At 62.7% G+C, this 13,374-nt stretch carries 10 protein-coding genes; all 10 read left to right on the plus strand.

Annotated features, from left to right (window positions below; all coding sequences use genetic code 11):
- The first annotated feature begins 69 nt into the window (after positions 1-69).
- The 10 genes from NKJ11_RS15965 (at position 70) to NKJ11_RS16010 (ending at position 13,333) form a co-directional block, all read left to right on the plus strand.
- A complete protein-coding gene (locus NKJ11_RS15965; RefSeq protein ID WP_352793745.1) occupies positions 70-1,827 on the plus strand; it encodes an ABC transporter substrate-binding protein in 1,758 nt (585 codons plus the stop codon).
- 29 nt (positions 1,828-1,856) lie between these two features.
- On the plus strand, positions 1,857-3,503 hold the full coding sequence (locus tag NKJ11_RS15970) for a dipeptide ABC transporter ATP-binding protein (protein ID WP_352793746.1): 1,647 nt from the start codon (positions 1,857-1,859) through the stop codon (positions 3,501-3,503).
- Positions 3,496-4,461 carry an ABC transporter permease gene (locus NKJ11_RS15975; RefSeq protein ID WP_352793748.1) on the plus strand — a complete coding sequence of 322 codons (966 nt, stop codon included), beginning with the start codon at positions 3,496-3,498 and terminating at the stop codon, positions 4,459-4,461. The genes NKJ11_RS15970 and NKJ11_RS15975 overlap by 8 nt, the downstream gene beginning before the upstream one ends.
- A 4-nt stretch (positions 4,462-4,465) precedes the next feature.
- Complete coding sequence (locus tag NKJ11_RS15980) at positions 4,466-5,458, plus strand: ABC transporter permease (protein WP_023809084.1); 993 nt, start codon at positions 4,466-4,468, stop codon at positions 5,456-5,458.
- A 237-nt stretch (positions 5,459-5,695) separates the two neighbouring features.
- Positions 5,696-7,273 (plus strand): ABC transporter substrate-binding protein, encoded by a 1,578-nt coding sequence (locus NKJ11_RS15985; RefSeq protein WP_352793750.1) that lies wholly within the window; start codon positions 5,696-5,698, stop codon positions 7,271-7,273.
- Between the two features lie 18 nt (positions 7,274-7,291).
- Entirely contained in the window at positions 7,292-8,269 is a 978-nt protein-coding gene (locus tag NKJ11_RS15990; RefSeq protein WP_352610003.1) for an ABC transporter permease, read from the plus strand.
- A gap of 4 nt (positions 8,270-8,273) precedes the next feature.
- On the plus strand, positions 8,274-9,116 hold the full coding sequence (locus NKJ11_RS15995) for an ABC transporter permease (protein ID WP_352793752.1): 843 nt from the start codon (positions 8,274-8,276) through the stop codon (positions 9,114-9,116).
- Positions 9,113-10,750, plus strand: a complete 1,638-nt coding sequence (locus NKJ11_RS16000) for a dipeptide ABC transporter ATP-binding protein (RefSeq protein WP_352610007.1) — start codon at positions 9,113-9,115, stop codon at positions 10,748-10,750. Before NKJ11_RS15995 ends, NKJ11_RS16000 begins: the two co-directional genes overlap by 4 nt.
- Positions 10,751-10,925: 175 nt before the next feature.
- Positions 10,926-11,978, plus strand: a complete 1,053-nt coding sequence (locus tag NKJ11_RS16005; RefSeq protein ID WP_023809079.1) for an isopenicillin N synthase family dioxygenase — start codon at positions 10,926-10,928, stop codon at positions 11,976-11,978.
- 29 nt (positions 11,979-12,007) lie between these two features.
- The gene (locus NKJ11_RS16010) at positions 12,008-13,333 is read left to right on the plus strand and encodes an O-acetylhomoserine aminocarboxypropyltransferase/cysteine synthase family protein (RefSeq protein WP_023809078.1); all 1,326 of its coding nucleotides are present in this window, start codon (positions 12,008-12,010) and stop codon (positions 13,331-13,333) included.
- Positions 13,334-13,374: the final 41 nt, after the last annotated feature.

The following is a 13,374-nucleotide window of genomic DNA, read 5'->3' on the forward strand; positions in this document are numbered from 1 at the left end:
TTTATCTCAAAATTATTCTCGCTAAATGCAATGGTATTTTGAAGAATTATTTATAATCGGAGAGAAGTAATGACAACACATGTTGCGCGTAAGTTACTATTGGGAATTGCAGGTGGCATTCTGTCGATTTATGTTCTTGGTTCATCCGCGCAAGCGGAAGATCTGAAACATGGCGGGGTCCTGCGGATTGCTTCGATCCAGTCCGATCTCGATGCGTTCGATCCGCTCACCGGCTACAGCATCGATTCCTGGGAAATCCTGCGCGCAACAACGCGCCAGTTGGTGACCTATCCCGGCTCGCCAGCCGGCCTCAAGGAGGACACCACGCTCGTGCCGGATCTCGCCAAGTCCTGGGACATCAGCGACGACGGCAAGGTCTACACCTTCCATTTGAAGGACGACGTGTTCTTCTCCGGCAGCATCGAGCGCAAGATCGTCGCCAGTGATTTCGTCTATGGCGTCAAGCGCTTCTGCGATCCCAACAAGCAGGTCGCCGCCATCAACTATTTCAACCTCGTGATCTCCGGCTTCGTCGACTATTGCAAGGAATTCGCGAAAGTGCCGACAGGCGATCTCGCTGCGACCAAGGCTTTCACCGACACGCACGAGATTGCCGGCGTCTCGGCTCCCGACGAGCACACGCTGGTCATCAAGTCGGACACCAAGAACTACGACTTCCTCAACATCCTTTCGATGAATTTCGTGTCCCCGGTGGCGCCCGAGATCGCGTCCAAATATTTCCCGGACTCGCTGGAGTCGCGCAAGAACCTGCCGTCCAGCGGCCCTTACTATGTCGACACCTATGAGCAGGGTCAGAAGCTGGTTCTGAAGAAGGCAAAGAATTTCAAGGCGGAGTCCGACCAGGCGCGCAGGGCCTATGCCGATGAGATCGATATCGATTTCACCGCCAACAGCGAGGACAGCGTCGTCCAGAAGATCATCGCCGGTGAGGCTGATCTGTCGCTCTATCTCGACATCCCGCCCATTCCGACGATCCAGCGCTTCCTGTCGCAGAAGAGCCCCGACATCCATGTGACGAACAGTGGATCGGCGAACTTCATCACCTTCAACCAGCGGCCGGTGGTCAAGAGCGACGGGGCCGAGGCGCTGCGCAAGCTGAAGGTCCGGCAGGCGCTGACCTATGCGGTGAACCGCGAACATCTGGCGCAGACCCAGGCTGGCTCGATCGGCGCGGTGCCGCTCACCCAGATCATCACCTCGACCATTCTCGGCTACGAGAAGTTCGACCCGTATCCGACCGAAAGCTACAGGGGTGATCCGGCCAAGGCAAAGGAACTGCTCGCCGAAGCGGGATATCCGAATGGCATTGCGTTCGACGCGATCTACAGGGGCAACGCGCAGTTCGAAGCGATTGCCGTGACGCTGAAGGAGGATCTGGAAGCAGCGGGTATCACGCTCAACCTGATCCCGATCCCGCCGACGCAGTGGTACGCCTTCATCCAGGATCCGAAGAGCCGCTGGGACGTGTCCCTCGGCGGCACATTCTCCCCGGACTGGCAGGGACCGAGCACGCGCATGCTCCTCGGCGGCTGGCTGAATTCGGACGCGGCACCTTGCGGCACCGGCAACGTCCACGCCATCTGCTACAGCAATCCGGAACTCAACAAGCTCGCGGCGCAGGCCTATCCCTCCGACGATCCGGGACCGATCTGGACGAAGGCCGACAAACTCGTCTCCGCCGATCTGCCATGGATCCCGTTGTTCGAGAAGCGCAAGGTCGTGGTCACTTCCGATCGCCTCGCCAACTGGGTGTGGTCGTCGCTGGCCGTGAATGCCGACATCACCAACATAGCCCTCAAGCAGTAGCAAGGCCGGATTGGCAAAAGGAGGCGCGCGTGCCCATCTTCTCTGTCGCCGATCTGCGCGTCGCATTCGGCGCGGTGGAAGTGGTGCATGGCGTCTCGTTTGGAGTCGAGCCAGGCAAGACACTCGCCATCGTCGGCGAATCGGGCTCGGGCAAGAGTGTGTCGCTGCTCGGCGCCACCGGCCTTCTGCCGCCGGCGGCGAGCGTACGCGGCAGCGTCCTGCACAAGGGGTTTTATATAGTGGCCCGCGCCGCCGGCTATCTGCGCGGGGGGCGGGGCGCCGACATCGGCTTCATCTTCCAGGACCCGCTCAGCAACCTTCATCCGCTGAAGACCATCGGCCAGCAGATCGCGGAAGCGATCACCGCGCACCGCAAGGTGGGACGCCGGGAGCTGCGTGGGCGCGTTCTCGATCTGCTGGCCGATGTAGGCATTCCCGATCCTGCGGCCCGAGTGAACGACTATCCCAGGCAGTTCTCCGGCGGCATGCGCCAGCGTGTGATGATTGCCGCGGCGATCGCGCTCAATCCCGGCCTCATCATCGCCGACGAGCCGACGACGGCGCTGGACGTGACCGTGCAGGCCTCGATCCTCGACCTGCTGAAGCGAATTCAGCAGGACCACGGCACGGCAATGATCTTCGTCAGCCACGATCTGGCCGTCGTTTCGGACATCGCCGACGATGTCCTGGTGATGCGCGCGGGGCACGTCGTGGAGCAGGCGCCGGCCGAGCTGATCTACAGGGCACCGCGCCAAGCCTACACCAGGGAGCTGCTCGGTGCGGCGCGGCTTGGCGGCCTGGTGGCCCGCGCGGCGCGATCATCGCTACTCCCGGCGCTGCCGTCGATGCCCGATTTGCTCTCCGTCTCGGCAATCGCGCGTTCGTTCGCAGGCCGCTCCGCCGCAGGCGGTCTGATCAGGCCGGTGCTCACGGATATCTCGTTCACCGTCCGCGAAAACGAGATCGTCGGCCTCGTCGGCGAATCCGGTTCCGGCAAGTCGACAATCGGCCGGCTGATCGCCGGGCTCGACCGGCCGGACGAGGGCAGCATCTCCCTGCGGGAGCGTATCTATTCGCGTCCGGGTGTCGGCGGCATCGCCATCGACCGGAAACTCAGGTCGGACATACAGGTCATCTTTCAGGACCCCTATGCGAGCCTCAACCCGCGGCGGCGCATCCGGTCCATTCTGGCGGAACCGTTCATCATCGGCACCAGACTGGACGCCGCGGCGATACGCCGGCGCGTGCAGGATCTGGTGCGCGACGTGGAACTTCCCGACGACGTGCTGGATCGTTACCCGGCCCAGCTTTCAGGTGGCCAGCGGCAGCGTGTCGCCATTGCGCGCGCCATCGCGCTCGAACCCTCGCTGATCGTCGCCGACGAGCCGGTATCGGCACTCGACATCACGACGCAGGCGAAGATCATCAGGCTGCTGCAGACCATTCGCCGGCAGCGAGGCCTGTCGCTGCTCTTCATCTCGCATGATCTCGGCGTCGTGTCGGAACTGTGCGACCGCGTCATCGTGCTGGAGAAGGGCGTCATCGTGGAAGCCGGCGAGACAGGCCGTGTCTTCGGCGCTCCCCGGCATCCCTACACGGTCAGGCTGATAGACGCGATCCCCGGCAAGGTCCTGCGGCGCAACCCGGTTCCCGAGCGGATCGCCGCGCATGCCTGAGATCCGTGCCCTGGCGTCCGTCCAGGACCACGTCCTGCTGGGGCATGGCGAGGTGGTGAATTCCTACAGGTCGCTGCTTCTGCGAGCGCTGCTGCGCGAACGGTCCTTTCGCATCGGCGCGCTGATCATAGGCTTCGTCACCGCCGGTGCGCTGCTGGCGCCAGTGGTCGCATGGCTGCTGGGGCACGGGGTGACGGAGCAGTTCCGCGATACGGCGTTGACCGAGATGGGACTGCCGACTGGCCCCACGTTCGAATTTCCACTTGGCGCCGACGGCAACGGCCGCGACGTGCTGGTCAGAACGCTCTACGGCGCGCGCGTATCGCTGGCCATCGCCATCCCGGCGACCACGCTTGCCATGATCATCGGCACCGCCATTGGCCTCGTCAGCGGATTTCTTGCCGGTCGCGTCGACCGCGTCATTACGCAGGCGGTGGACGTCGCTTTGTCGTTTCCGTTCATCGTCACCGCGCTCAGCCTCCTGTCGCTGAACCGGGGCGTCGATGGCAAGCCGTTTGTTGCGCCCTCCCTGGTGGTGGTGCTGATCATAACCCTGTTTTCCTGGACCTACTTTGCCCGGCTGACGCGTGGCCTGGTGTTTGTCCTGCGCCGCAGCCCGCTGGTGGAAGCCGCGCAGACGATCGGCGCCTCGAAGACCAGGATCATCATGCGCGAGATCCTGCCCAACATCGCGCCGGTCATCCTGGTCTACTGGGCGGTACAACTGCCGACCAACATCATCGCCGAAGCGACGCTCTCCTTCCTCGGCGTCGGCGTGCAGGCGCCGCAGCCGAGCTGGGGCAATATGATCGCCGAGGCGCAGCGCTCATCCCTCTACCAGTTGCAGCCATGGTTCCTGCTCGGACCCGGCATCGCGCTGTTTCTGACCGTGGCCGGCTTCAACACGCTGAGCGCTGGCCTGCGCAACGTCCTCGACCCCCATCGCCGCAGCGGGTGACGCCATGATCCGGCACACAGGCGGGCTGATCTTCCGGGCACTCTCGACGCTGCTGATCGTGCTGGTGATCGCGTTCTTCATCACCCGCATAGCCTATCGCAATCCGGCCGCGATGCTGGCGCCGCGCAACGCCAGCCAGCAGGCGATCGATGCCATAGCACACGCGCTGCGGCTCAACGAGCCATGGTATCTGCAGTTGTGGTACTATCTCTACCGCGGCCCCGACATCCAGGGCGCGCCGATGGGGATCGCTCACTGGCCGCCGGCGCTGGGCTACTCCTTCCGCAAGCAGACACCGGTGACAGACCTCATCCTGTCCAAGGTGCCGGTGACGCTTTCGCTCGCCCTTGGTGCCGTCGTCATTTGGATGACGCTGTCGATCCTGCTTGGCGTGATTGCCGCGCGCCGGCAGGGCTCCTGGCTGGACAGGCTGATATCGGGCTTCGCCTATGCGAGCCTGTCGGTGCCGACGTTCCTCTCCGGCATCCTGATCTCCTATTTCCTGTTCTTCCAGCTCTCCAACCATGGGGTCTTCTGGTTTCCAAGCAGCGGTTATGTGCCGCTGACGAAAGATCCGTTCGAATGGGCCCGGCATCTGGCCCTGCCGTGGCTGACGCTGGCACTTGCCGAGATCGGCATTTTCCAGCAGCTGATCCGCGCAAGCATGCTTGAGGTTCTGGGCGAGGACTACATAAGGACGGCGCGCGCCAAGGGTGTTCCGGAATGGCGGGTCTATTACGATCATGCGTTGAAGGCCGCGCTCAATCCGGTGATCACGCTGGGTGGCCTGGAGCTTGCCGTCATCATGGGTGGGGCGATCGTCACGGAGACGATCTTCGGATTGGACGGCGTCGGCCGGCTGGCGATCAACTCGGCGCTTGAAGGCGATTTTCCGGTCGTCATCGGGACGACGATCTTCGCCGCGGCATCGTTCGTGTTCTGCACCTTCGCCGTCGACATCACAACCAGATGGCGCGACCCGGCGAGCCTGTCGTGACCGCCCGCCATCAGGCAATTCGCTCTCATTTCAGCACGGATATTGGGAAAAATATTCGCTCTGGCTGACATCGATGAAGCATGTTCCCTTATCATAATCACCTTTGTCTATAATCTTACTACACAAATAGCACCGCAATTCGCAAGCAGATCGGCCGCGTCATTCGGTGGAGCCACACTCTCCTGCGGAGCGACATCTCAGGCTCCGCGATCAATTACTCGACAAGGTGAATTCACGATGATCTCCCGCCTGTTGCGAACCATCATGCTGTCTCTGGCAGCCACGCTTCTGACGCTGACCGGACTTGCGGCACAGGAGGCGGGCGGGACGCTCAACCTGATCGTCCAGCCTGAGCCGCCGACGGTCAATATCGGCGTCAATCGTCTCGGGCCGACGACCTATGTCGGCAACAAGATCTACGAGAGCCTGTTGACCTATTCGGCCGATCTGAAGCCGCTGCCGCGCCTGGCGCAAAGCTGGTCGATTTCGGATGACGGCCTCGTCTACACCTTCAACCTGCGCCGCGATGTAAAATGGCATGACGGCCAGCCGTTCACGGCCAAGGACGTGGTGTTCAGCTTCAAGAAGTTTCTGCCGGCACTTCAGGCCCGCTCGCGACTCAACCTGGCGGAGGTGAAGGACATCGCCACGCCGGACGACCACACCGTGGTGTTCACGCTCAAGGCGCCGTACCCAGCCTTCATCTACGTCCACAACACCGCCGTGCTGCCGGCCCATCTCTATGAAGGGGTGAGCGACTTTCGCACCGCCGAGGCAAACAGCAAGTTCATCGGCACCGGGCCGTTCAAATTCGCCGAGTGGAAGAAGGGGTCCTTCATCCACCTTGTCCGCAACCCTGACTATTGGGATGCCGGCAAGCCGCATCTGAACGACATCTTCTTCCACGTCATCCCTGACGCCAACAGCCGCGCCATCGCTTTCGAAACCGGTCAGGTGGATGTGCTGCGCGCAGGCGACATCGAGAACTTCGACATTACGCGGTTGGCCGGGCTCGATGGCGTGCAACTGACCGAGGCAGGCTGGGAATTTCTTCAACCGGTCGGCTACATCCACCTCAACAACCGCCACAAGCCGCTCGACGATGCGCGGGTGCGCCGGGCGATCGCGCATGCGATCGACCGCCAGTTCATCATCGACACGATCTTTGGTGGATTCGGCCACGAGACCAACGGCCCGCTGTCGCGTCTGTCGCGGTTCAAGGACACATCGGTCGAAACGAAATATGAATTCGACCTGGCCAAGGCGAACGCCATCCTCGACGAGGCCGGCCTGAAGCCCGACGCCAACGGCGTGCGCTTCGAACTGCAGTTCGTTCCGCTGCCGTATGGCGAGCTGTGGCAGCGCGAGGCGGAATATATCCGGGAGGCGCTGACGTCTGTCGGCATCAAGGTCAACATCGTGGCGACCGACGTGCCGGGCTGGTTCAAGCGGCTGACCACCTTCGACTATGATCTTGCCGAAAACTTTGTCTACACCACCCCCGACCCGGCAATCGGCATCAGCTATGCCTACACCACGCTCGAAGGCGACAATGCGGGCACGACCGGCGGCAATGTCCATGGCTATTCCAACCCCGAGGTCGACAGACTGCTGGCCGACGCCGCCCATGAGAACGACTTCGACAAGCGCAAGGCGCTCTATTCGCAAGCCCAGAAGATCATCTCCGCCGACGTGCCGCTCATCTGGACGCACGACATCGTCTTTCCGACGCTCTACCGAACCAAGGTTCACAATCTGATCGCGACCGGTCTCGGCACAGATGAAAACTTCGCCGATGTCTGGCTGGCGAAATAGCTGGCGGGGCTGGGTAGGATGGATCGTCTTGGCTTCCTGACGGGACGGGCCGCCCGCGCGGTTCTCATCCTGTTTGGGGTTATCGTGCTCAACTTCGTGCTGCTGCGCCTCGCGCCGGGAGATGCGGCATCCGTCCTGGCCGGGGATCAGGGCGCGGCCGACCCGGCCTTTGTCGCGGAACTGCGCCACGATCTCGGGCTTGATCGCTCCGTGCCCGAGCAATTGTGGATCTACACCAAGTCGCTGGCGCGTCTCGACTTCGGCCAATCCTACCGCGACCAGCGTCCTGTTATCGATATCATCGCGGAAAGGCTGCCGGCCACACTGCTTCTGACATTGACCGCCTTTGGCTTTGCGTTGGGGACCGGCATTGCGCTCGGGTCTATCGCCGCCCGGCACGCCGGCAGTCTGCTCGACACCGTGCTGACCGGCATTTCGGTGATGTTCTTTGCCATGCCGCTGTTCTGGACCGGCCTGATGGCGATCCTGCTGTTTTCGGTCTGGCTGAACTGGCTGCCGTCCTACGGCATGCAGACGGTAGGCGAGGGCGGGTCGGATCTCTCGCTTATCGGGGATGTCGCCGTTCATCTCATTCTTCCGGCTCTGACGCTCGGCCTGTTCTACATGGCCATCTACATGCGCGTGACGCGCGCCTCGGTGCTCGACGTGCTCGATCGCGATTTTGTCCGTACCGCCAGGGCCAAGGGCCTGAAACCGGGATTGATCTGGCGCCAGCATGTGCTGAGGAACGCGCTGCTGCCGATCATCACCTTCGCCTCCTTGCAGGCCGGACAACTGATCGGCGGGTCGATCCTGATCGAGACGGTGTTCGCCTGGCCGGGCGTCGGGCGTCTCGCCTTCGATGCCCTCATGCAGCGGGACTACAACCTCTTGCTGGCGATCTTCTTCATCACCTCGACAATCGTCGTCGTCATCAACCTGGCCGCGGATTTTCTCTACGTTGCCGCCGATCCGCGCATCGAAATGGGAGCTTGAGGCGATGGCCTTGCCGCGAACCCCGTTCCTCAGGCATCCGGGCGCCGTCGCCGGCGCGCTGATCCTGATCGCGATCCTCCTGATGGCGATCTTCGCCGGTATCCTCTTTCCGGGCGATCCCTGGCGCATGGTTGCGCGCCCGAACCTGCCGCCCTTCAGCCCGGGTCATCTGTTCGGCACCGACATGCTCGGCCGTGATCTTGCGGCCGGCATCGCCCACGGGGCGCAGGTCACGCTGCTGATCGCTCTGGCGGTGACGCTGCTCGCCGTCGCCTTCGGCACGGCGATAGGTGCTGTCGCCGGCTATTTCGGCGGCTGGGTCGACGACGTCGCCATGCGGTTCACCGAGTTCTTCCAGACCATCCCGAGCTTCCTGCTGACGGTCGTCACCGTTGCGATCGTCGCGCCTTCGCTGGCTTCGATCATCCTGGCCATCGCAATCGTCAGCTGGCCGCAGATCGCCCGGCTGGTCCGGGCCGAGGTGCTGAGCCTCGTCAACCAGGACTTCGTGCGGGCGGCACGGGTTGGCGGGCTGTCGACTGCCCGGATCATCTGGGGGCACATCCTTCCCAACGTGCTGTCGCCGGTGATCGTTGCCGCTTCGTTGATGACGGCGACCGTCATCCTGATCGAATCGGGCATCAGCTTCCTTGGTCTGGGCAATCGCGAGTTCGTCTCCTGGGGCTATCTGCTCGGCACCGGCAGGACCGCCTTTCGCGTCAACTGGTGGCTGTCGACCATTCCGGGCCTGGCGATCTTCCTCACCGTACTTTCCCTGAACCTCGTCGGCGACGGCCTGAACCATTGGCTCAACCCTCGCAACAGCAATCGCGGTGGGCGCGCATGACGGCTCTGGTCGAGATCGCGGGTCTCTCCATCGCCTTGCCGGAGCACGCCGATCGAGCATTGGCCGTCGAAGACGTGTCGTTGCGTATCGATCGTGGCGAAGTGCTCTGCCTGGTCGGCGAATCCGGATCTGGCAAATCGGTATTGGCCGCGGCCATTGCCGGCCTGTTGCCTGCCAAGCAGCTCCGGATCGCCGCTGGTGCGATCCGTTTCGATGGCCGCGACATTGCCGGGATCAGCGAGGCTTCGTTCCGCCTGCTGCGCGGCAAGCGCATTGGCTTCATCTTCCAGGAACCGATGAGCGCGCTCAATCCGGTGCTGACCATCGGCCGCCAGATCGAGGAAGCGCTCGCCGCGCATGATGGCGGCGACCGCAAGGCGCGCACCGCTCGCGTGCTGGAACTGGCGCGGGCAACCAGGCTTCCGGATCCCGAGACGATCATTCACCGCTACCCGCACCAACTCTCGGGCGGACAGCGGCAACGGGTGATGATCGCCATGGCGATCGCCAATGATCCGGACCTGCTGATCGCCGATGAACCCACCACCGCGCTCGACGTCACGACGCAAGCGGAAATCCTGCGGCTGATCCTTGAAATCCGCGAAAGGCTCGGCCTCGCCGTTCTGTTTATCACCCATGATATCGGCGTGGTCGCCGATATCGCCGATCGCGTCGTGGTGATGAAGGAGGGCCGGGTGATTGAGAGCGGCAGAGCAAACGACGTCCTCGAAGCGCCATCGCAGCCCTACACACGCCGCCTGATCGAAGCCGTTCCGGTTCTTCATACCAGTGCAATTCAAAGACGGGACGCAGGGGATCCGTTTCTCGTTGTCCGCGGGCTGAGCAAGACCTATCGTGATCGCCGCGCCCCTTGGCGGCGGCAGGCCTCCGCCACCAGGGCGCTGGACGGTGTCAATTTGACGATTGGGCGCGGCGAGACGGTCGCCCTCGTCGGTGAATCCGGTTCGGGCAAGACGACGCTCGGCCAATGCGTCGTCGGACTGGCCGACTGGGATGAAGGCAGCCTGAGCTTCGACGGTGGCGATCTCGCCGGCACGACACGGGAGCGCACTTTACGTCCGCGTATCCAGATGGTGTTTCAGGATCCGATCGCCTCCCTCAATCCGCGCCATCGCGTCCGCCGCATCCTTACCGAAGCCGCCATAGTCAACGGCCTTTCACGCGAGAGGGCGGAGGAGAGCATGTCCCGCCTCCTTGTCCGCGTCGGACTTGACCCCGGTGCGGCCGATCGTTTCCCGCATGCCTTTTCAGGCGGCCAAAGGCAGCGTATTGGCTTGGCGCGAGCACTCATGCTTGAGCCCGACCTGCTCGTCGCCGACGAACCGGTCTCGGCCCTGGATGTCTCGATACAGGCGCAGATTCTCGACCTTCTGGCGGAAATCAAACGCGATCTTGGCCTGTCGATGCTGTTCATCACGCACGATCTTCGTGTCGCCTCGGCGATCGCCGACCGCATCGTCGTCATGCAGAGCGGCAAGATCGTCGAGGACGGTCCCGCCGAACAGGTTTTGACACGTCCCGGATCCGACTATGCGCGTGCGCTGCTGGCGGCGGTCCCAGGCCTGTCCTGGGAGCGGAGCCGCAGCCAGATCGACCGGGCCGCCGCGGAATAGAGGCGTGATACCGGTCGCAGGGCAAATCTACCAATCTTGTAGAATTAACAAAAACGCGCTGTCCGTCTTGCCCGAGCGATACTGGAATTTCCCCACCTGCCACCGAAAGGGATGGCGTTTTCTTTGTTTCCATCGCCTGCGGTGCGACGCTTCGATCACCAAACAAGAGGTCGAAATGAGCAGTTCTGCTGGTAAACAAACGATTCCGGTGCTGGATTTTTCCCGCTATGAAGCCGATCCGGCATCTCGCAAAGAATTCATCGAGGGACTGCGGCGCGCTGCACGCGATGTTGGCTTTTTTTACCTGACCGGACATGGCATCGCACAATCGCTGATTGACGATGTGCTTGGCACGTCACGACGTTTCTTTGCCTTGCCGGACAAGGACAAGCTCCAGATAGAGATGGTCAACTCGCCGCATTTCCGCGGCTACAACCGGATTGGACAGGAACTGACGAAAGGCCAGAGGGACTGGCGCGAGCAGGTCGACATCGGCTCGGAGGCACCGGCGCTGCCGCGCAATGCCTCGTTGCCGGCCTGGACGCGCCTGCAGGGACCAAACCAATGGCCGACCGCCTTGCCCGAGCTGAAGCCGCTTCTGCTGGAGTGGCAGGATCGCCTCACCGATCTTTCGACGCGCCTGCTGAAAGCCTTTGCCATTGTCCTGGAGCAGGATGAGGGTGCTTTCGAAGCCATCTATGCCGGCACGCCGAACCACCTCATCAAGATCATCCGCTATCCCGGCCGTGACGCGACCGAAAGCGAGCAAGGCGTCGGTGCGCACAAGGACAGCGGCTTCCTGACGCTCCTGCTGCAGGAAAGGCAGAAGGGGCTGCAGGTCGAAAGCGCCGATGGCGATTGGATTGACGCCGAGCCGCGCGCCGGCACCTTTGTCGTCAACATCGGCGAACTGCTGGAAATGGCGACCGATGGCTACCTGAAGGCCACCGTGCACCGGGTCGTAACGCCGCCAGCCGGCACCGACCGGCTGTCGGTCGCCTTCTTCCTCGGCGCTCCGTTCGATGCCGAGATTCCGCTCCTGGATTTGGCGCCGCACCTGAAGGCGCAGGCGAACGGGGTCACCCGCGATCCGCAGAATCCGCTCTACCGCAATTCCGGGCAAAACGCGCTGAAGAGCCGGTTGCGTTCGCATCCCGACGTCGCGCGGCGCCATCACGCCGATCTGCTGGCCGTCCAGGCACGCGCCGAAGCTGTCCCGGTCGCTTGACCGCCACAACCATCAGGAAGGAACGATAAATGACCCTGGAAAATCTTTCTCCCGAGACCCTTGCCCTTCACGGCGGCTCCTGGCGCGCCGATCCCGCCACCGGCGCCGTTGCCGTACCTATTTACCAGACCACGTCTTACCAGTTCCAGGACACCGGCCATGCCGACCGGCTGTTCGCCCTCGATGAGATCGGCCATATCTACACGCGCGTCTCGAACCCGACGCAGGATGCGCTGGAGACCCGCATCGCGGCGCTGGAAGGGGGTGCTGCTGCCCTTCTTGTGTCCTCCGGCCAGGCGGCTTCAGCCTATTCGGTGCTGAACCTTGCCGGCGCCGGCGACAACATCGTCTCCGCCACCGATCTCTATGGCGGCACCTGGGCCCTTTTTGCCGCGACCCTGAAGCACCTGGGGGTGGAAGTACGGTTCGTCGATCCGTCCGACCCTGAGAATTTCCGCCGTGCCACCGATGCGCGGACACGCGCCTACTATGCGGAATCGCTGCCCAATCCGAAGCTGCAAGTCTTCCCGATCAAGGAAGTCGCTGACATCGGCCGGTCGCTCGGCGTGCCGTTGATCGTCGACAACACCGCGGCACCGCTGAGCATCAGGCCGTTCGACCATGGCGCGGCTGTCGTGGTCTATTCGGCGACGAAATACATTGGCGGCCACGGAACCTCGATCGGCGGCATCGTCATCGATGGCGGCAACTTCCCATGGGAAGACCATGCCGAACGCTTCCCGACGCTGAACCAGCCCGATCCAAGCTATCACGGCAAGGTTTGGGTCGAGGCGGCCAAAGCGCTTGGACCGGTGGCGTATGTACTGCGCATCCGCACCGTGCTTCTGCGCGACGTCGGTGCCGCGATCAGCCCGTTCAATGCCTTCCAGCTGCTGCAAGGCCTGGAGACGCTGCCCTTGCGCCTCCGTCAACACAATGAGAACGCCATCAAGGTGGCGGAGTTTCTGCGCGGTCATCCAAAGGTAAGCAACGTCATCTTCCCACGCTACCAAAGCGGCGAGAGCAAGCGCCGGGCCGACGCCTATTTCCGTCAGGGCAGCTACGGCGCGCTGGTCGGGTTCGAACTCAAGGATGGCCGCGAGGCTGGACGTTCCTTCATCAACGGGTTGAAGCTGCTCTATCACGTCGCCAACATCGGCGATGCGCGCTCGCTGGCTATCCATCCATCGACCACGACCCACTCGCAGCTTTCGCCGGAAGAGCAGCTCGCGACCGGCGTGACGCCCGGTTATGTCAGGCTTTCCGTCGGCATCGAGCATCCTGACGACATCATTCGCGATCTTGAACAGGCGCTCGATCAGGCCGTCGGCGATCGCGAATTGAAGGCCGCCTGAGGCATTTCTGCTGGCGAACAAATCGTCGGCTCCACATCGAT

Origin of the sequence: Mesorhizobium sp. M0243, from assembly GCF_040321775.1 — a bacterium.
Taxonomy (GTDB): domain Bacteria; phylum Pseudomonadota; class Alphaproteobacteria; order Rhizobiales; family Rhizobiaceae; genus Mesorhizobium.

What these genes read in the sequence shown, in the direction of transcription:
- NKJ11_RS15965 (WP_352793745.1), top strand. Translation starts at nt 70, where the DNA reads ATGACAACACATGTTGCGCGTAAGTTACTATTGGGAATTGCAGGTGGC.
- NKJ11_RS15975 (WP_352793748.1), top strand. Translation starts at nt 3,496, where the DNA reads ATGCCTGAGATCCGTGCCCTGGCGTCCGTCCAGGACCACGTCCTGCTG.
- NKJ11_RS15980 (WP_023809084.1), top strand. Translation starts at nt 4,466, where the DNA reads ATGATCCGGCACACAGGCGGGCTGATCTTCCGGGCACTCTCGACGCTG.
- NKJ11_RS15985 (WP_352793750.1), top strand. Translation starts at nt 5,696, where the DNA reads ATGATCTCCCGCCTGTTGCGAACCATCATGCTGTCTCTGGCAGCCACG.
- NKJ11_RS15990 (WP_352610003.1), top strand. Translation starts at nt 7,292, where the DNA reads ATGGATCGTCTTGGCTTCCTGACGGGACGGGCCGCCCGCGCGGTTCTC.
- NKJ11_RS15995 (WP_352793752.1), top strand. Translation starts at nt 8,274, where the DNA reads ATGGCCTTGCCGCGAACCCCGTTCCTCAGGCATCCGGGCGCCGTCGCC.
- NKJ11_RS16000 (WP_352610007.1), top strand. Translation starts at nt 9,113, where the DNA reads ATGACGGCTCTGGTCGAGATCGCGGGTCTCTCCATCGCCTTGCCGGAG.
- NKJ11_RS16005 (WP_023809079.1), top strand. Translation starts at nt 10,926, where the DNA reads ATGAGCAGTTCTGCTGGTAAACAAACGATTCCGGTGCTGGATTTTTCC.
- NKJ11_RS16010 (WP_023809078.1), top strand. Translation starts at nt 12,008, where the DNA reads ATGACCCTGGAAAATCTTTCTCCCGAGACCCTTGCCCTTCACGGCGGC.